At 45.3% G+C, this 19,986-nt stretch carries 18 protein-coding genes; 10 read left to right on the forward strand and 8 right to left on the reverse strand.

Annotated features, from left to right (window positions below):
* The first annotated feature begins 36 nt into the window (after positions 1 to 36).
* From blaOXA to ABR189_RS16650, 3 genes are all read left to right on the forward strand, one after another.
* A complete protein-coding gene (gene blaOXA / locus ABR189_RS16640) occupies positions 37 to 840 on the forward strand; it encodes a class D beta-lactamase (protein WP_354661581.1) in 804 nt (267 codons plus the stop codon).
* Positions 841 to 1,312: 472 nt separating this feature from the next.
* Positions 1,313 to 2,332 (forward strand): VWA domain-containing protein, encoded by a 1,020-nt coding sequence (locus ABR189_RS16645; RefSeq protein WP_354661582.1) that lies wholly within the window; start codon positions 1,313 to 1,315, stop codon positions 2,330 to 2,332.
* A 13-nt stretch (positions 2,333 to 2,345) separates the two neighbouring features.
* Positions 2,346 to 3,146, forward strand: coding sequence for a tetratricopeptide repeat protein (locus ABR189_RS16650; RefSeq protein ID WP_354661583.1), 801 nt, complete (start codon positions 2,346 to 2,348; stop codon positions 3,144 to 3,146).
* Between the two features lie 54 nt (positions 3,147 to 3,200).
* Here ABR189_RS16650 and ABR189_RS16655 read toward each other — a convergent pair whose 3' ends face one another.
* Positions 3,201 to 3,752 carry a MepB family protein gene (locus ABR189_RS16655; RefSeq protein WP_354661584.1) on the reverse strand — a complete coding sequence of 184 codons (552 nt, stop codon included), beginning with the start codon at positions 3,750 to 3,752 and terminating at the stop codon, positions 3,201 to 3,203.
* Complete coding sequence (locus ABR189_RS16660; protein ID WP_354661585.1) at positions 3,745 to 4,572, reverse strand: helix-turn-helix domain-containing protein; 828 nt, start codon at positions 4,570 to 4,572, stop codon at positions 3,745 to 3,747. The genes ABR189_RS16655 and ABR189_RS16660 overlap by 8 nt, the downstream gene beginning before the upstream one ends.
* 108 nt (positions 4,573 to 4,680) lie before the next feature.
* On the opposite strand from ABR189_RS16660, the gene def reads away from it, so the two are divergent.
* Positions 4,681 to 5,238: a peptide deformylase gene (gene def, locus ABR189_RS16665; RefSeq protein ID WP_354661586.1), complete on the forward strand. Its 558-nt coding sequence runs from the start codon at positions 4,681 to 4,683 to the stop codon at positions 5,236 to 5,238.
* Positions 5,239 to 5,466: 228 nt separating this feature from the next.
* On the opposite strand, the gene ABR189_RS16670 is transcribed toward def, so the two are convergent.
* The 4 genes from ABR189_RS16670 to ABR189_RS16685 all read right to left on the reverse strand — a co-directional run bounded on the left by ABR189_RS16670 (position 5,467) and on the right by ABR189_RS16685 (position 12,389).
* Positions 5,467 to 6,573, reverse strand: coding sequence for an efflux RND transporter periplasmic adaptor subunit (locus tag ABR189_RS16670; protein WP_354661587.1), 1,107 nt, complete (start codon positions 6,571 to 6,573; stop codon positions 5,467 to 5,469).
* 22 nt (positions 6,574 to 6,595) lie between these two features.
* Entirely contained in the window at positions 6,596 to 9,841 is a 3,246-nt protein-coding gene (locus tag ABR189_RS16675; RefSeq protein WP_354661588.1) for an efflux RND transporter permease subunit, read from the reverse strand.
* A gap of 56 nt (positions 9,842 to 9,897) precedes the next feature.
* Complete coding sequence (locus ABR189_RS16680; RefSeq protein WP_354661589.1) at positions 9,898 to 11,307, reverse strand: TolC family protein; 1,410 nt, start codon at positions 11,305 to 11,307, stop codon at positions 9,898 to 9,900.
* 218 nt (positions 11,308 to 11,525) lie between these two features.
* Positions 11,526 to 12,389 carry a helix-turn-helix domain-containing protein gene (locus ABR189_RS16685; RefSeq protein ID WP_354661590.1) on the reverse strand — a complete coding sequence of 288 codons (864 nt, stop codon included), beginning with the start codon at positions 12,387 to 12,389 and terminating at the stop codon, positions 11,526 to 11,528.
* Positions 12,390 to 12,614: 225 nt separating this feature from the next.
* Between ABR189_RS16685 and ispG the strand changes: the two genes are divergently transcribed.
* From ispG to ABR189_RS16715, 6 genes are all read left to right on the forward strand, one after another.
* Complete coding sequence (gene ispG / locus ABR189_RS16690) at positions 12,615 to 14,576, forward strand: (E)-4-hydroxy-3-methylbut-2-enyl-diphosphate synthase (protein ID WP_354661591.1); 1,962 nt, start codon at positions 12,615 to 12,617, stop codon at positions 14,574 to 14,576.
* Between the two features lie 114 nt (positions 14,577 to 14,690).
* Positions 14,691 to 14,978, forward strand: coding sequence for a hypothetical protein (locus tag ABR189_RS16695; protein WP_354661592.1), 288 nt, complete (start codon positions 14,691 to 14,693; stop codon positions 14,976 to 14,978).
* A 192-nt stretch (positions 14,979 to 15,170) separates the two neighbouring features.
* On the forward strand, positions 15,171 to 16,214 hold the full coding sequence (locus ABR189_RS16700) for a c-type cytochrome (RefSeq protein WP_354661594.1): 1,044 nt from the start codon (positions 15,171 to 15,173) through the stop codon (positions 16,212 to 16,214).
* Positions 16,215 to 16,266: 52 nt separating this feature from the next.
* Complete coding sequence (locus ABR189_RS16705; protein WP_354661595.1) at positions 16,267 to 16,686, forward strand: DsrE family protein; 420 nt, start codon at positions 16,267 to 16,269, stop codon at positions 16,684 to 16,686.
* 114 nt (positions 16,687 to 16,800) lie between these two features.
* Positions 16,801 to 17,718, forward strand: a complete 918-nt coding sequence (locus ABR189_RS16710; RefSeq protein ID WP_354661596.1) for a molybdate ABC transporter substrate-binding protein — start codon at positions 16,801 to 16,803, stop codon at positions 17,716 to 17,718.
* Between the two features lie 105 nt (positions 17,719 to 17,823).
* Positions 17,824 to 18,726 carry a LysR family transcriptional regulator gene (locus ABR189_RS16715; protein WP_354661597.1) on the forward strand — a complete coding sequence of 301 codons (903 nt, stop codon included), beginning with the start codon at positions 17,824 to 17,826 and terminating at the stop codon, positions 18,724 to 18,726.
* Positions 18,727 to 18,749: 23 nt separating this feature from the next.
* On the opposite strand, the gene ABR189_RS16720 is transcribed toward ABR189_RS16715, so the two are convergent.
* Positions 18,750 to 19,439, reverse strand: coding sequence for an MgtC/SapB family protein (locus tag ABR189_RS16720; RefSeq protein ID WP_354661598.1), 690 nt, complete (start codon positions 19,437 to 19,439; stop codon positions 18,750 to 18,752).
* 30 nt (positions 19,440 to 19,469) lie between these two features.
* Complete coding sequence (locus tag ABR189_RS16725) at positions 19,470 to 19,979, reverse strand: GNAT family N-acetyltransferase (RefSeq protein ID WP_354661599.1); 510 nt, start codon at positions 19,977 to 19,979, stop codon at positions 19,470 to 19,472.
* Between the last annotated feature and the right edge of the window lie 7 nt (positions 19,980 to 19,986).

Raw genomic sequence — 19,986 nt, forward strand, 5'->3', positions numbered from 1 at the left:
AATTGTATTACTTTTGCATCCACAAAATGAAATGCGATGAAACGACTTGGCTGGATGTCTTTGGCAATAGGCTTATTCCTGGTAGCCTGTGCGCCCAATAACGTAAAGGTGGAAAAATCCTGGGAAAAATACTTTACCCAATACAAGGTGGAAGGATGCTTTATGCTGTATAATAACGGACAAGGCGAATTCAAAGTGTATAATATTGACCGGGCCAAAGAACGTTTTTTACCTGCTTCTACCTTTAAAATATTCAATTCCCTGGTAGGACTGGAAACAGGTATCATTAAAGATACAGGCATGGTTATTCCCTGGGATGGCGTAACCCGCGAAATCCCAGCCTGGAACCAGGACCTGAGCATGCAACAGGCTTTCAAAGTATCATCCGTACCCTATTACCAGGAAGTGGCCCGCCGTATTGGCAAACCTACCATGCAAATCTGGTTGGATTCCGTAAAATATGGCAATGCTAAAATCAGCAAAATAGATACCTTCTGGCTCGATAATACCCTGCAAATATCCCCTGATGAAGAACTGGGATTCGTTAAAAAACTGTATTTCGACCAGCTCCCTTTTCATAAATCTACTATGAAAAGAGTGCGTGATGTGATGCTGATGGAAAAAACACCCCAATACGAACTGCACTATAAAACAGGACTGGGTATTGCCGGTGCCAAACGGATTGGCTGGATAGTGGGTTGGATTGAAGAAAACAGACACCCTACTTTCTTTGTGCTGAATATAGAAACGGAAGATAAAACCCTCGATATGACGAAAGCCCGTATAGATATGCTGAAAGACATTCTGAAAGAGGCCGGATACTTTGAAGGCAGAAAGTAAAAGCACAAACAATATATTATAACTACTTTATAATAAAAGCCTGGAATCATCTTCCAGGCTTTTTCATTGCGTTATACAGTACAAAATATACACCACATTACAAACAATCAAACAAGTACTATACCTCAAAACATACTTTCAAGGCACTTTCCTCCCTACCTTAAAGCATGGTTAAAGCATAGTTAAAGCATAGATAGAGTATGAATAGAGCATAAAAGGCTATAAACAGGGTAAGGCAAAAGTGCCTGTGAGGCAAAATTACCTCACATGGACAATCATTATTCAAAAGCCAATCATCCACTGCATTAAGCTAAAAGCTAATGGCTAATAGCTAACTGCTATTTTTACAGCTTTGTTAAAATCCTGCTGCCGGGCTTGTAATGCCTGACAAAAAAATTATTTTTGATATTGGCACCTATACGTCATTGATTAGTATATTGTGCGCTTTGATTCAGGATTTTAGGAATTTAGCATGTTAAGATTTCAGCATAGTGAATATTTATGGGCCCTAACCCTACTGCTGGTATTACAGCTGGCATTTATAGGGGTTTCCTGGTGGAAACGCCGTTCTATTCGTAAACTGGGGGATCCTGCACTGGTAGAAAAATTGTTTTCCGGCTACTCCCGTCGCTTATTTGTATTAAAGTTCCTGCTCATTTTCATCGCTTTCTTTTTTGGGGTGATAGGTCTTGCCAATCTGCAAAAGGGCAGCCGCATGGAAAAGATTACCCGCAAAGGGGTAGATGTAATGATTGCGTTGGACGTAAGTAAAAGTATGCTGGCTTCGGATGTGCAACCGGATCGTCTTACGCGCGCTAAACAATTGATCAGCAAGCTGATAGATAAGCTGGATAATGACCGGGTAGGCCTCGTGGTATTTGCAGGCAACGCCTACCTCCAGATGCCGCTGACGGTAGACTATTCAGCAGCAAAGATGTATCTCAGCACCGTTTCTCCGGATATGATCCCTACACAGGGTACCGCTATAGGACAGGCTATTCAAACCAGTGATGATGCGTTTAACAAAAAGGAACGCAAACATAAATCGCTGATCATCATTTCCGATGGGGAAGATCATGACGAAACCGCTTTGCAAAGAACCAAAGCTGCTTTTGATAATGGGGTGGTGGTAAATACAATCGGTATCGGTTCTCCTACCGGTTCTCCCCTTCCTGATCCTGAAACCGGCGGCTATAAAAAGGACCGCAGCGGCAATACCGTGATTTCCAAACTCAATGAACAGGAATTAAAATCCATTGCATCTGCCGGTAAAGGGCTGTATGAACACCTGGATAACAATACAGACGACGTGGTCAATACACTGGTGACCAAAATAGACAGCATGGAGCAAAAGGAGTTTGGAGAAAACGTATTTACTGACTATAACAGCTATTTCCAGTATTTCCTGGCAATATGCCTGGCCTTGGTTTTAATAGAGTTTTTTATTCCGGAAGTGCGCCGGCCACGTCACGTGGTGGCGCCAGAGGCATAAATCTTAGTTACGCATGAAAGTATTTCGTATAAAATATTGTTTGGTGGTGGCAGGTATCCTGCTTGGTACAGGTGCTTTTGCGCAAAATGGTAGTAATAAGTACATCCGTAAAGGAAATGACCTGTATAAAAAACAACAGTTCACCGATGCGGAAGCCTTCTATAAAAAAGCACTGGAGCAAAACAGCACCTCTGCAGAAGGTAGCTACAACCTGGGCAACTCCCTCTATCAGCAAAAGCGGTACGACGATGCCCGTACCCAGTATGCCAACAGCCTGAAACTGGCTAAAAAGAACGAAACCAAAAGTGATGCCGACTACAATATTGGCAACACCTTCATGGAAGGAAAGAAATGGGAAGAGAGCATTAAATCATATAAACAGGCACTGAAAATAAATCCTGCCGACGAAGATGCCCGCTATAACCTGGCCTATGCACAGGAAATGCTCAAAAAGCAAAACCAGGATAACAAAGACAATAAGGACAACAAGGATAAGAATAAAGACAAAAACAAAGACAAGAACAAGGATCAGGATAAAAAAGACCAGGACAAAGACAAAGATAAAAACAAGGATAAGGACAAGCAGGATCAGGACAAAAAAGACCAGGATAATAAAGACAAACAGGATCAGGATAAAGATAAGGACCAGGACCAGAAAGATCAGGAAGATCAAAAGCCTAAACCCATGCCCAGCAAGCTAAACAAGCAGGAAGCAGAACGGTTGTTACAGGCATTATCACAGGAAGAAAAGAAACTACAGGATAAAGTAAAGAAAACTAAAGGCAATCCTGTACCAGTAGAGAAAGATTGGTAGACTTACTTTACTTCCTGAAATAAAAAGTATAGGCAAATCTGTTAGTAGATTTGCCTATACTTTTTTTATGGTTCCAGCACCTGAAGTAATGCCCATAGAGGGTACTCCTGCTGCATCATACAACTTTTTCAACCATACAGTATCCATTACACCATCGCTAGATATTTCTAAAAAATAATCCAGCTGCCATCGTTGTGTTTTCTCTGCCTGCCCGCTCGTTGGCTCATCCCAGGGGGGATATACCCGTATGGCTCTTTTACCTCCCTTATTATTATTAGAAAGAATACCACGCTCACATAAAACAGCTTTGGGAAAAACAAACTGACCAAAATGATGTCCTTTACGTGTGCTGATAACATATAAATCCGTTGGATCAGACAGGTCATATGGCGCTATCGGTCCCCGCTCACTTCTCTTCCATAAAGTAACAAACTGTCCCACCTTTGTAGGCGTAATTTTAGCCACCCGGAACCTGATCAGCCACCTGTTTAACTTAAAGGTATAAGCTCCATATTCTGCTCCTTCAGCTTCCATTTCAGGGGCCGTACAATCATAGCCATGCTTATCGTAAACTAATTCCCTGACTGCCAGAAGATCGCTATGCATACTTATTTATTTTATCCGATGGTACCTGCCCGGTATGTTGCCTGAATGCTTTAATAAAATGGTTCTGATCATAATACCCGTTTTCCAGGGCGATATGGGTAAGTGCGGCTGTATTCTCCTGCACGTCAAAATAGGCATGTAAAAAACGGAGGTTGCTGATGTAAGTTTTAGGAGGGATACCCAACGCATGCTTAAAATGCCGTTCCAGCCATTTATAGTTCACTTTCAAAGTCGCACAAAGCGCCTGCACATTGGTTTGCCCTTTGCAGGTTTTAATCAGCGTAATAGCACGTTCCAGCAAATAGTTGGCACTGCTGTGCACCGGCAACAATTGCTGCAAAAAATCTTCCAGTAGCCTTACCTGTATAGCAGGTGTACCCGCCTTACAAATAGCCATCGCCAATGGCAATCCCTCGTGTTTCCAAATGCCGGTAATCGGAATTAACGGAGTTGGAGCGATCGCTGCCAATCGTTGCCGGAGCAATAGCGCCAAACCATCAGTAGTAAATTTTACTACCAGCAATCGGGTACCTGCTGGCAGGTTACTGATATAGGTATTTTGCAGGGTACCCGTGCAGCAAAAGGCATAACTAAAATTCAGCTGATACCTTCCTGTAAAGCTGATATGATATGGTGCATCCAATACAAATAATAATGCCGGCTGTCCATCGGCAGTTGCCCATATCTTTGCTGCATCTCCTTCATGTGTATACCAGATATACCGCTCCACCACACTTGCCAGCAAGGCGGATGGCAAAGCAGCCTCAATTGTGCATGGTGCACTTTTACGAAACAGGTGTGCTAAAATAGCTACTGGCATAACGCGATAAAATTACGAAGAATTACCAGCAAACACACCGGGAAGAAATGTCCAAAATCTACTATTCCAAAGCAACAACAGGTATTTTCTTTGCAAAAAACATATCACATGATACTCCCTGTTGTAGCCTATGGCGCAGTCATATTACGTACCCCCTGCCTGCCGGTAACGCCAGACACACCGGGATTACAACAACTCATCACTAATATGTGGCACACACTGGACAATGCCAATGGTGTTGGGCTCGCAGCCCCACAGGTAAATCACTCCTACCAGCTATTTATCGTAGATAGCCTTAAAACCACTACACCGGATGACCTATCAGGTATCAGGCAGGTGTTTATCAATGCTACTGTATTGGAATACAGCATAGAACAATGTACAGATACAGAAGGCTGCCTGAGCATTCCCGGGATATGGGAAGAGGTATCCCGCGCGGAGTGGATTACCCTGCAATACCAGGATGCATCTTTTGTAACGCACACCCGGACATTTACAGGCAGTACAGCCCGTATGATACAACATGAATATGACCACGTACAGGGAAAACTGTACCTCGACTATCTTTCTCCGCTACGTAAAGCATTACTTAAAAATAAACTACAGGCCATCTCAAAAGGAAAGACAACCGCCCGGTATCCGATGGTAATCCAGCGGAGCAGGTGAGGTAATAAAAAAACCGGAATAAGAATATTCCGGCCGTTACCTAAACCTACAACTGTTACATGGTGTAACAATTCTCTTTATAATTCTTTTAATACGCTTGTTTAGAGCTTGAGGCAGGTGTTTGCATAGCTGTTGGTCTACTATTGATCGTACAATTTACCAGGCTATTGATGTCCATTCATCACTCCGGATCATTTTCCGCAAACACCCCCCCAAACTGTAAACACACTATTTTTGCACGGTCACCAGCGGTGTACCGGCTTTTATTTCATCACTGGCATTTTGTACCAGCACATCATTATCCGCAAGATCTCCGAATATTTCTACCTGCCCATTGGCCTCATTACCTCTTTTCACCGGTACCCATACTGCTTTGTTTCCGACTACCTTAATCACAAATACCTGTTCAGAATTACTGACAATAGCGTTCTTGGGCACAATGTATACTTCTGTTTTGCCGGGCAACGGCAATTTTACTTCTGCATACATGCCAGGCAATAGTTTTTTATCAGGGTTAGCAATATCCATTTCCAGTTGTTCTGTACGTAGTCGGGTATCCAGACTTCCAGCTACACGGGTAATCCGGGCAGTGAAAGTATCTCCGGGCAATGACTTCACCGTAAAATGCACCTGCCCGTTCTCCTTTAGTCCGCCTGTATTTACTTCAGGAACGGCTACGGACAAACGTAGTTTTTGTTGCTGTTCCAAACGGAATAGTGGCTTATCAGATCCTTTGCCTGATGGTCCTACATACGTACCGGGATGTACGTTACGCTGGCTGATAACACCACTAAAAGGTGCCCGTATCGTCAGGTATCCCAGCATTTGCTGTACTTCATGATAAGCGGATTTAGCGGATAACAGTTCAGCACTATCACCACTCATTTTTTCAAAAGCCAGATCAAGATCATTCGGAGAGATCGTACCGGGTACTTTGCTGGTTTTGAGCAGGCGGTTATAAGTAGCCCTGCTGGAGCGGAACACTGCTTCCTTGGTATGCAGACGGGATTGTGCTTCCAGCAGCTGCGCGTTCATTTCCGGCGCTTCCAGCGTAGCCAATACCTGCCCCTCGCTTACCTGGCTGCCCATATCTACATTTACCCGCTGTACATAGCTGGTTACTTTGGCATACAGGTCGGCAAACTGATAAGGTTTTATTTCTCCCGGCAGTTTCAGCATGCCATCCAATGTGCTTTTCTTCAGTGCAAACGTTTTTACCTGCACCCCCTGGCTCTCCATCGGTGTTTCACTTTCCGCATTGGAATTGTGGCACGAGGTAAACCCCAAACCCAACAACAGCATAGCAGCACTGGCAATGATATATTTTCTGGTCATATAAGGCATCTTTAAAAATCAATTAATGTTTAGGTACCGTTGTAGGTATGTAATATTCACTATGCTCGTCTTCCGGATCCAGCGACGCTGACTTCACGCCTGCTTTTTGTTGTACCCATGAAAATATCAATGGCAATATCAGCAGGGAGGCAAAGGTGGAAGCTATCAATCCGCCTATTACCGCGCGTCCTAAAGGTGCCGTCTGATCTCCTGCTTCTCCCAAACCGGAAGCCATAGGCACCATCCCCATAACCATCGCAATACTGGTCATCAAAATAGGCCGTAAGCGAACAGCAGCACTTTCCAGGGCAGACTTGCGGGCATCGTGATTTTCGAGCCGCAGTTTTTCTGCATTGGTAACCAACAGGATGGCATTTGCCACTGATACGCCTACAGACATAATGATACCCATGTAAGATTGCAGGTTTAATGTAGAGCCGGTAAGCAGCAACATGATCAGGGAACCTGCCAGTACTGCCGGAATGGTTGAAACTATTACAAAAGCTACTTTGAACGATTGGAAATTAGCTGCCAGCAATAAGAGGATCACGACCACTGCTACCATCAATCCGGATTGTAAACTATCCAGTGTTTCTTCCAGCAGATTCATCAATCCGCGCTTCTCTACACTGATACCGCGGGGTGGTTCTCCTGCACGTTTAATGGCCTTCTCCACTTCAGCAGCAGCACGCCCCAGGTCTTTCCGGTGCACATTGGCTCCAATAGAAATAATACGCACCGCTCCCACACGATCATACTCCCCGATCACAGTATCCGGCTGTAATGTAGCCACATCACCCAGTAATGGCCTGGACTGGTTCTTGGAAAGCGGAATAGCGGCCATGTCATTCACACTACCCATTTCATTTTCCGGAATAGCCACCTGCACAAAATAAGATGTGGCATTTTTTTCATCCAGCCATACATTCTTCTCCGTAAAACGGCTGGAGGAAGTGGCTGCAGTAAGCGACTTAGCCACATCCGTTATACTTACGCCCAACTGCCCGGCCCGCTCCCGGTCTATATTCACGCGGATAGCCGGAGAATTGAGCGGCTGATTAATCTGTATATCCCGCAGGTAAGGAATCTTCTTCATTTCTGCTAATACCTTTTGGGCATAAGGCCTGCTTTCTGCCAGGTTCTTACCCATAATGGCCACTTCTACCGGAGTAGCAGCTCCCTGACTCATCACTTTATCGGTAAGGTCAATAGGTTCAAATGACATCTTCACCTCCGGCAATTGCTGATGGATAAGCTTCCGGTACCTTTCCTTAAAATCATCCATGTTTACTTTATAGTCTTCTTTCAGATTTACCTGCATGACCGCCTCATTGGGTCCGGCCATGAACAGGTAAATAGGGTTTGTTGAGTAAGAAGACGGGTGCGTACCAACAAAGGATGAGGTGATATCAATATTCTTTTCTCCTACCATCTTTTTCAGGATGTCTACTGCCTGCAGGAGCATTACTTCCGAACGTTCAATACGGGTACCTTCGGGCGCTTTCAGCCGCAGCTGGAACTGCCCATTGTTCAGCTTGGGCAAAATATCACGCCCTATCATACTGATACAGATACCTATCACTACTACTATCCCCACCAGGTAACTGCCTATAACTATCTTACGCACGGCCATCAGGCTTTGCAGCCATCCCATAAACCGCAGTTTGAATTTTTCAAAGCGGGTCAGTTTTTCCGGATGCCGGGTTTCTTTCTTTAAGTCTTTTTCTACCTGTCTGCTCTCCGCAGTGTTAAGCGCCAATGTAGGATGATGTATACTATGTCCGGTAAAGTGATCTGCCTTCAGTATCCAGTTGGCCAGTATAGGCACCAACGTTTGTGCCAGCAGGTAAGCTGCAATCATGGAAAAACCAATAGCCAGTGATAAAGGCAGGAACATCGCCTTTGGCACCCCTTTCATGGTAAAGGATGGCGCAAATACCGCCAGGATACAAAAGAGGATGAGCAGTTCCGGGAAAGCGATCTCGCGGCAGGCATCCAATATTGCTTTGGCCTTCGGCTTTCCCATCTCCAGGTGCTGGTGGATGTTTTCTATCGTTACTGTAGCCATATCTACCAGGATACCAATGGCCAGCGCCAGTCCGCTCAGCGTCATAATATTGATGGTTTGTCCTGCCATTTTCAAACACATCACCCCTATCAGAATAGACACCGGAATAGTCAGGATCACAATAAAAGCACTGCGCCGGTCGCCCAGGAAAAGCAGTACCATCAATCCGGTCAGTACCGCACCAATCGCTCCTTCACTCACCAGGCTTTTTACCGCATTGATTACATAAGTACTCTGGTCAAATTCAAAAGTCACTTTCACATCTTCAGGCAGCAGCTTCTGAATATTGGGCAATGCTGCTTTCAGGTTCTTTACCACCGTCCAGGTAGAAGCATCTGCTGTTTTAATCGCCGGCAGATATACAGAGCGTTTGCCATTGATGATAGCATAGCTGGTAGTTACGTCCGCAGCATCTTCTACACGGGCCACATCGCGCAGGAATACGGTAGGACCATCTCCCATGATCAGTGGAATGTTCTCAAAATCTTTAATACTCCGCATCACGGTATTGCTGGGAGTGAGATAAGTAAGATCCCCTATCCGCACGTTACCGGCAGGAGATATCTGGTTGTTGTCTTTTACAGCTGCTACTATCTGATCAGGTGAAAGGTGATGGCTCCGCATCAGCGCAGGATCTACATTGATCACCACGGTACGGGAGTTACCACCAAAAGGTGCCGGTGACGACAATCCTGCAATACGGGAAAAGGAAGGCCGTACAATCGTCATTGCCAGATCCTGCAATTCATTATTGGTACGGGTAGCACTGCTTAATGCCAACTGGCCGATAGGCAGGGTAGAAGCATCAAAACGGATAATAAAAGGCGGTTGCGTTCCATTGGGCATGGACGCAAATGCCCTGTTTCCCATTGCTGTTACTTCTGCCGCTGCCTGAGCCATGTTTGTACCTTCATAGAAGGTAAGTTTAAGCATGGTTAACCCTTGTATATTCTTCGTTTCTATATCCTTAATACCACCCACATATAAGAACAGGTTCTGATAGTTGGTAGCAATAAAACCTTCCATTTGCTGAGGCGACATCCCACCATATGGCTGCGACACATATATGGCCGGCAGGTTCAGGTCGGGAAAAATATCGATCTTGATATCCCGCAGGGAGGATATGCCAAAAAACAACAGGCCCACCACTACCACTATTACGGCTATAGGTTTTTGTAAAGCGGTTTTAATCAGATTCATATATTCTACTTGCTAAAAGTGAAAGTGTAAAAAAGCGTTGCCGCTGATCTACCAGCTCACAATTGATTTAAAAAAAGCTGCATATCTCCCGCAGTAGCGGCTTTATACAACAATGCCTGCCAGATACCATTGTAAGCAATATCACGGTCTGTTTCTGCCCTGTTGATATTATACAGTGCCTGCGACAGATCTGCTATATTTGATAACCCGTTTTCATACAGCGTACTCTTTTGCAGATAAGCATCACTAGCCGCTTTAAGTCCTGCGGGTACTTCCCGGTACTTGCGTACTGCATTCGCCAGCTGCTGTTCAGACAATTCCAGCTGATGCTGCAACCTGCTGTATACCAGATTGTATTCATGCTTCAGCCCTTCGGTATTATACTGCTGCCTCGCCACCTGCGTATGCGTGCGTACCAGATCGGTCACTGTCCATGATAAATTCAGGCCCAGCAAATAGTTGGATACCGTAGGATGTACGCCATTCCAATATCCCTGGTTAAAATGATCGGGGTGAGCAGCGCCATAATCATATTCAAATCCGGATGCACGCGATTGAAACACTCCTACCAACGTAAGCCTGGGCATTACATTTTTTGCCAGGAAATGTTTATTGGCATCACTTAACTGAATACGGCTATCGTATAACCGCAATAGTGGTTGCTGTTTGATATCCGTAACTGCCGGCTGCTGTTCCAGCAATGGGGCAGGTACTTTTATAACGAAGGAAGTGTCCAGCACAAAGTTTTGTGGCGGTACATCCATCATTTCAGCCAGCTTATTACCCTGTGCATCTTCGTAGTTCTGTGCATCTATCAGGGATAGTTTAGCTTTGGATACTTCGGCGTTGGCAATGGAACTGTCTACACCTGCGTTCAATCCGTTGAGGGCGCGGTTTACAATGATCTGCTGCAGATCCTGTGCACGGTGCAGATTGGCTTCCATAGACTTGCGCAAGCGCTGTGCGGCCAGCAGATTAAGATAAGCACCGGCAATTTTTACCTGCTGTTCAAATTTCTCCTGCTCTAGGTCTGCATTGCTGGTATTGAGTTGTTGCTTTGCCATATCTACCTTGGCATGGAGCCGTCCAAAAGTGACGAGATCCCAGGTAACATTAGCCAGGTAAATTCCGCCAAAAGCAGCATTCCAGTTTTGTGAAGACAACGCTGCTCCGGAAGAAGCCGTGCTCCATCCTTTGTAACCAAACAACGGACCGTTTTGCCCGTTTACAGTACCATAACTGTTCTGTGCAGCCAGGTTCAGATCTGGTAAAAACTCCTGCCGGGTAGCTGTTACATTGGCTGCTGCCGCCTTGGCATAATTTTCCTTTGCCTTTACTGACTGATAATTATTGAGTCCTGTTTGCAGGGCATTTTGTAAAGTAAGTGGTGACGTTTGAGCCACCGCAACAGCTATGCCACCTCCTGTCAGTATCACTAACAGGCCAAGCGATTTACGAATGTTCATACAAGTTTATCAATGATGGGTCTGCAACAATGATTTACAGGGGGAACTGAATTTTTCTGTTTTTCTCTGCTACACTATTTGTCTTTCTTAACTGATGCTGGCATTCCTGTAAAATCTGTAGTTACAGATCCTTAATTGCTTTAGTGCGGTTAAAAATCTAAGCAAAGGTAATCTGGCACGGCATCACCTTGTTGGACAAAACCGGCTATTGACTTGTACTATTTGAACATCATTTCGCGGTAATCCTGGGGAGAAATACCCGTGTGGTTTTTAAAAAAACGGCTAAAGTAGGCAGGGTCCTCAAACCCAAGCTCATAGCAGATCTCTTTGACACTTTTATGACTAAAAGCGAGGTTTCTTTTAGCCTCCAGCACCAACCGGTCGTGCAACAATTCTGTGACAGTTCTGCCGGTTTTTTCTTTGGTGATTTCATTGAGGCGCTTTGGGGTAAGCGCAAAAGCATTGGCATAAAAAGCTACCTGGTGCTCCTTGTTATAGTTTACTTCCAGCAACCGGCGCAACTGTACCACACGGCTATCCCTGCTTAACGGCATCATGATCTGGGTGGCGTTACGCTTCTTTTCCCGCTCCAGCAATAACAGAAAAGCGTTGAGGTAATGTTTTACTACTCCCCTGCTACAACCACTGCAAGACATTTCCCGGCTCATCAACTCTATGAGCGACTGGAATGATTTAACGGCATGATCGCTGATACGGATAGGACTATACCCCTGCCAGCTGTCAAACAAGCAGGTAAAGTCATACAGGGTTTCCTTGTCGTGCTTATTGGAAAAGTAAAATTTCTCTGTAAAGGTGATGAAATGGCCTTGTTTATTGCAATCCAGCAACTGATGTACCTGACCAGGCTGCAACAGGAATATCACATTATCTTCCAGCTCGTAAGACACAAAGTCTACGATATGCTTTCCTGCCGCTTTCATAAACCAGATGATCTGGTAATGATTGTGGCGGTGAGGAAGGCGCGCCAGCTCGCTCTGGAAGCCATCCAGCGGCAAAACGTTGAACTGCCCGGTTAAAGGCAGCTCTTGATACGGAATGTCGATGCCTTTATTGTAAAACATGTATTGCCGGGTTTATGGCTACGCCAGTAGCTACAAAACTATCGAATTACAGCGTTGAAAATGTACCGTTTATGTAAAAAATGTATGAAATCAGGCTTTAAATTATGTAAATATGACATTCTGTAAAGGTGCATATTTTGCTCCCCAGGTTTGTTACCTTTGCGGAGTATTCCGGCGGCAAGGGCTACGTATTCCGCCAGCTGCCCGCCAATTAGAAACGATTATATGCAACTATATTGTAACTCATTAACTGAATATAAACGCCTGGCAACACTGGAAGTAAAAGTAGGCGATCTGCTAATAGGCAATTTTAACCCTATCCGCATTCAAACAATGACCACTACGGATACCATGGACACCATGGGTACCGTAGCACAGGCCATCCGCTGTATTGAAGCCGGCGCCGAACTGGTGCGCATCACTGCCCCCAGCAAAAAAGAAGCAGAAAACCTGCTGCCCATCAAAAATGAGCTCCGGAAAAGAGGATATACCACCCCGCTGGTGGCTGATATCCACTTTACGCCTAATGCAGCTGAAATCGCTGCCCGCATCGTAGAAAAAGTGAGGGTAAACCCCGGTAATTACGTTGATAAAAAGAAATTCGAAACCCTCGAATATACCGATGCAGAATACCTGGAAGAAATAGACCGTATCCGCGAACGGTTTACCCCACTGGTAAATATCTGCAAGGAATATGGCACCGCCATGCGTATCGGTACCAATCACGGCTCCCTGAGCGACCGTATCATGAGCCGCTACGGGGATACCCCCATGGGTATGGTGGAAAGCGCTATGGAGTTTCTGCGTATCGCGGAAGCATTGCAATACCGCAATATTGTGCTGAGCATGAAAAGCAGTAACCCCCAGGTAATGGTACAGGCTTACCGCCTGCTGGTACAAACCATGCAACAGGAACTGGGCCATTGCTACCCCCTCCACCTGGGCGTAACAGAGGCGGGCGATGGAGAAGACGGTCGTATCAAATCAGCTATCGGTATTGGTACGCTGCTGGAAGATGGGGTAGGTGATACCATCCGGGTATCATTGACGGAAGATCCTGAATTTGAATTGCCGGTATGCCGCGATATCGTAAAAAGATATACTAACCGTAATGATACCACGTCAATGGCACCGGTAGAAAATATCCCCTACTCTCCTTTTGAGTACAAACGCCGGGAAACCATCGCTGTCAATAATACCGGCGACAAACAGGTGCCTGTTGTAGTGGCCTCCCTTACCCAGGAAAACATTACTCCTGCGGATTTAAAAGCCATTGGCTACACCTACGATGCCGATACCGACAAATGGAATATCGCAGACGCTGCTGCCGATTATATTTTCACCCACCACGTTTTATCCTTTGCCTTACCAGGTACCCTGAAGGTAATTGTACCCGCAGCGGTATGGCAACAGGCTGCTGACAAGGAAAAATATGTGCCCCTGTTCTCCTGGGAATCTTATACCTCCGCTACACAAAAGTCAGCCGTGATGAATATCATCGCACTACCGGCTGCGGCAGTACAAGCCGGTGAAATAACCACCCGGATAGCGGCAGATAAAACAGCAGTATTAGCATTATACGGACACAATACAGCGGCTATGCCGGAGATAAGACGTGCATGCATTACATTAATGGAAAGCAAGGTGCAAAATCCGTGTATCCTCTATTGTAATGCCAGTGAGGCCAATGCAGATGATCAGCTTATCCACCACGCCATTGAAACCGGCGCCCTCCTGCTGGACGGCCTGGGTGATGGCATATGGCTCACAGCTACACCAGATGGCAAAGGCCCATTGGAAAGTGCAGCTACTGTGGTCAATAATACCGTAGTCAACAACATCGCTTTCGGCATTTTGCAGGCTACCCGTACCCGCATCTCCAAAACAGAATATATTTCCTGCCCTTCCTGTGGCCGCACCTTATTTGACCTGCAGGAAACAACTGCCAAAATACGGGCAGTTACCCATCACCTGAAAGGTGTAAAAATCGCCATCATGGGATGTATTGTAAATGGTCCCGGGGAAATGGCAGATGCCGACTTCGGATATGTAGGCAGTGGTGTAGGAAAAATTACACTCTATAAGGGTAAAGAAGTGGTAAAACGCGCTTTAAACAGCGAAGGGGCTGTGGATGAACTCATTAACCTGATTAAGGAAAATGGCATGTGGGTAGAGAAAGAAGCCTGATGCCTCCAAAACAGCTGACAGCAGGGAATACCACACCTTAAAATCTGCTTAATTTTTTTGCTCCGGGGGTAAACAGTAAAAAAAAGCAGTAATTTTTCATAAAACCGATTTTTTATGAAGAAATTCCTGAGCGGGGTACTTGCCTTATTTTTAAGCGCTTCCCTGTGCATGGCACAGGCTCCTGCAACTGCTACTGCTAAAAAAGAAACTAAAGCAGTTACTGCAAAAACAACACCGCAGGCAGCTAAACCAGCGCCAGCAGCTGGTCCATTAAAAAAGGACGGTACACCCGATAAACGCTTCAAAGAAAACAAAGCTACTGCCGGACCTAAAAAGAAAGATGGTACTGCAGATATGCGCTACAAAGCCAATAAAAAAGCTGCGGCAAAGAAAAAATCCTAGGCAAGCAAAATAGGCAAAAGAGGTTGTCTCCTTAATAAGGGGCAACCTCTTTTAGTTTAAAAAATGTACTTTTAACCCCATTATTAAATAATACCCAGCCCATAACATTTAGTTATGGACTATAATGATTAACTATTTGTCTGAAGTAAGCAGGACCGTTACTTTTGGGCAGAAACCAACCTGTAATTCCACATGGATACCAACGAAGACGTTAAGACCAAACGTTACAAACGTACTATTTTTGGGCTACTGGCCTGTGTATTGATCTTGATACTGATAATACTATTTGAAACATGCTTTCTCTGTTACCGTACCTTTTACCATACTGCCAGTGCCGGTGATGAAGTAGTTGCTACCACCAGGCCTGCCGCACCTGCAGCGGACCAACCCAAGCTATGGAAAGCACCTGACGAAAGTACCATTCCTGCCGGAGCGGCCGGTGAAACCATCAAATATGGCAGGGAACTTATTGCACATACTGCAAAATACCTGGGGCCCAAGGGCACTGTTATGCAAATCAGTAATGGAATGAATTGCCAGAACTGTCACCTCGAAGCAGGTACCAAACCATTTGGCAATAACTACAGCGCCGTAGCTGCTACCTATCCCAGATTCCGGGCACGCTCCAACAGTAATGAATCTATTTACAAACGGATCAGCGATTGTTTTGAACGTAGCCTGAATGGAAAAGCACCGGATACTACCACCAAAGAAATGCTGGCCATGAAAGCCTATATGGAATGGCTGGGAAGTAATGTAAACAAAGGAACCAAACCTCCAGGCAGCGGTCTTACCAAGCTGGCTTACCTGGATCGTGCAGCGGCACCGGAAAAAGGTAAAGCGGTATACACTCAAAAATGCCAGGTTTGTCATGGAGCCGGAGGAGAAGGTGTTTTGAATACAGATGCTCTCACCTATGTTTATCCGCCTTTGTGGGGCCCACACAGTTATAATGATGCGGCAGGGCTATTCCGGCTGTCTAACTTTGCCGGCTATGTGAAAGATAATATGCCTTTTGGTGCTACACATGATAATCAGCAGCTCACAGATGAAGAATGCTGGGATGTGGCGGCATTTATAAACTCACAGCCCCGCCCACATAAAGATCAGACTGCCGACTGGCACGATATGAAACAAAAGCCTATCGACTTTCCTTATGGCCCGTTTGCCGACGCCTTTACAGAAAGCGAACATAAATATGGTCCGTATCAACCTATTAAAGATGCCAGAAATTAACGTGCGATATCCTACTTTAGCAATCCGAATCATAACCAATTAAAATCAATACATGAAAAAGCTTGTGGTTTATTTATGCTTCTTATGCCTGCTGGGTGGCCATGCAGCCATAGGGCAGCAAAAGAAAAAGTTCAAAGCTATTTACCAGTTAAACAGCGATGATGACAAAGTAATACGTGGCACCTTACGCAATATTAAGAATGCACTGGAAGACCCACGTCTGCAAAACAAGATCGTTATTGAACTGGTGGCGCACAGTGGTGGTGTAACTGTTTATAGAAAAGATCAGCCTTACGAAGAACTACTGAAAGCCCTACAGGAAAAAGGGGTTATACTGGTAGAGTGTGAAAACACCCTGCGGGAAAAAAATATCAAAAAAGAAGAACTCTTTCCCTTCATTTCCTACACGCCAAGTGGCAATGGGGAGTTGATCATCAAACAACAGGAAGGCTGGTCCTATATACATCCTTAAGTTACTAAATGCTGCAGGCGTGCATATATGGGTATGCCCGTCATCATGCACACCTGCAGACATTTACACACCCATCTGTACTTCACTTTATTTGCTCATCAGCAATTATAAATTATGAAACATTTGTTATTGGCCACCTGCCTGTTCATGGCAGCTGGTAAGCTGTTTGCTCAAGACTACCGTTTTGATCCACCATGGAATACGCCAGTTGAAGGGGGTGTTCATTTTACTGTACCACGGGTAGATAACGTACCTGATCTGTACGGCGATATCAATAACCCACAACTGGTTATTTTCTTTGCGGGTAATCAGTTTATGGTGATCGATTCCCTTATCGCTGACTTCAAAAAAGCCTACCCGCAATACCAGCGCATATTTGCAGAAACCTTACCACCAGGTATCCTGGCGCAGCAGATAGAGACAGGCTCCCTCGTGCTGGGAAATATGCGTATAGACATCCAACCAGATATCTATACTGCCGGCAAAAGCCGTATAGACCTGATGCGTGACCGCTTTTCCGAAGTAAAGGCTTATGCCGGTAATACACTGGCTATTATGGTACAGGCTGGTAATCCTAAAAAGGTAAAAGGATTGCGTGACCTCGGCCGGAATGATATAACGGTAAGTATGCCGAACCCTGCCTGGGAAGGCATTGGCAAACGCATTGAAGAAGCCTATATAAAAGCCGGTGGCGCAGCCTTAAAACAAACCATTATGGAAGGAAAGGTAAAAAAGGGTACTACCTTTTTAACCCAGATCCATCACCGGCAAACGCCTATGCGTATCTTGTATAAAGCGTCTGATGCAGGTCCGGTATGGTACACAGAGGCCTATTACCAACAGTTAAAAGGACATCCTGTTGCTACCGTTGCCATTCCTGAAAAAGAAAATATCCATGCTACTTATATGGCTGGTGTGCTGAGAAATGCCCCTCATCCGGAAGCTGCCAAAGCATTTATGGAATTCCTGACAGGCCCACAAGGACAATCCATTTACCGGCATTTTGGATTCCTTCCTCCCAACAACGGCTAATAAAGCTACATGAATGATCAATTGCGGATGATCCGTAAAACTATTCCCTCAGGAATACATCCGGTATTTTCGCAATTGATCATTGATAATTTGTAATTTTAAGGCATGTTCGATTTCAGGCTAAAAGTTTTTTATACAGTTGCCAAAAGGCTGAGTTTTACCAAGGCGGCGGAAGAATTATATATTTCCCAACCTGCCGTTACCAAACATATTCACGAACTGGAACAGCAATTAGGCATGGCCCTTTTCGAGCGGATTGGCAATAAAATAAAACTCACCCGCGCAGGCCAGCTGGTAGTGCAGCATGCAGAAACTATTTTCACTGACTATCGCAACCTGGAATATGACATTAACCAGCTCAAACACATACAGGGAGGCTTATTGCCGATAGGTGCCAGCAGTACGATAGCCCAGTATTTAATCCCCCCGTTGCTGGCAAAGTTCAACCTACGGTATCCTGATGTAAGAACCTCTCTCAGCAATGGAAATACAGAACAGATAGAACAATCACTGATAGAAAAAAATATCCAACTGGGTATTATAGAAGGGAAATCCAAAAATCCGGTCCTGAAATATGTAGAGTTTGCCAAGGATGAAATAGTGCTGGTAGGAAATGCTGGTAGTCAACTGGCCAAGGACGGTGCCCTTACACCTGCCGACCTAAAAACCATCCCCCTGCTGATGCGGGAACATGGCTCCGGAACCCTGGAAGTACTTATTGATGAGCTGAAACGCTTAAAGTTAAAACTGACAGACCTGAATATTGCCATGTATATGGGCAGTACCGAAAGTATAAAATCCTATCTGCACCATGCTCCCTGCGCAGCATTCATTTCATTACAAGCAGTACAGCGTGAACTCGAAGCTGGGGAGTTTATCATCCTGCCGGTAAAGAATTTCCGCCTGGTACGCAAACTGCATTTCATCTACCTGCAAGGCCAGCAGGACAAACTGGCGCAGTTATTTATGCGCTTTGCCAAACAAAATGCAGCACCTTCTCTTACATAAGATAACGGGAATGGATATCAGTACTATTGCTTGGTACTGATCAGTTCAATTTCGCGGATACCAGGCAATCGCCGGATCTGTTCCATCGCTGCCAGTATATTGTCATTGGTGGTAGCTTTATTCAATATTACTTTCAACTGGTCTGTTTCTTCATCTTCCAGCGGATATAAGGTAATCTCTTCAAACGTGGCATTTGATTGCCGGAGTAGCCCAGCCACAGCTGTTAAGGTTACTTCATGATGTGCAAATACAATCCTGATACTGCGCATATTTTTACCACCGAAGAATTTTCGTTCCAATGGTTTAATGCCTGCCAGGATAATGAGTGTAATAGCTGTAGCAGCAATGGCAGCAATGTAAAGCCCTCCGCCTACTGCCAGTCCTATTGCGGCTACTGTCCATAGTCCAGCCGCTGTGGTAAGTCCGCGTATTACCCTCGAACGGAGAAACAGTATCGTTCCTGCCCCGATGAAACCTATTCCGCTCACTACCTGAGCCGCCACCCTTGAAGGGTCTAATACCACTGATGGCCGGCCCAACGCATCATTAAATCCAAACGCAGATACCAGCATAACCAGGGTAGCGCCTACACACACCAGCATATGGGTACGTAATCCCGCTGCCCATTCCAGGCGCTGGCGTTCCAATCCGATAGCGCTACCTAGTACGGCAGCAGTAGCAAGTCTGATAATAATTTCACTGGTAGTTAGCATAGCTTTTTTGTTATAGATTTATCACAACAATTATACCTTGCGGTCTACATACCATTTCAGCATTTCATTATCCGGCATGGCCTGCTGCATGCCACTTTTCTCCAGCACACGGATAGAAGCATTGTTAGTTGCTTCACATTCTGCTACCACCCTGTTCACACCTGCCTGTTGAAATGCCCATTCAATCAATGCCTTTACCGCTTCCGTTGCTATATCCTGATTGCGGTATTCCGGCAAAATACGATATCCTATTTCTACCACACCTGCCTTGTCAGGCATGCCTTTAAATCCGGTATCGCCCAGCAGTATTTTTTGTTTCCGGTCAATGATCACCCAAAAAAACCAAAGATATGCTTCGGGATCAGCCTGCAACGTCTCAATATAATAAGGTAAAACCTCTTGCAGATCAGGCTGTGGCCAACTTAACGGAACAACAGCGTTTAACATTTTTCCCACCTGTGCGCCACGCAGATAAATTTCAGTAAGCACGGGCAGCCTGCATGGCCGTACAAGGAGTCGGGCTGTCTTCAGGGATAACATATCCTAA

The organism is Chitinophaga sp. H8 (assembly GCF_040567655.1).
Lineage (GTDB): Bacteria > Bacteroidota > Bacteroidia > Chitinophagales > Chitinophagaceae > Chitinophaga > Chitinophaga defluvii.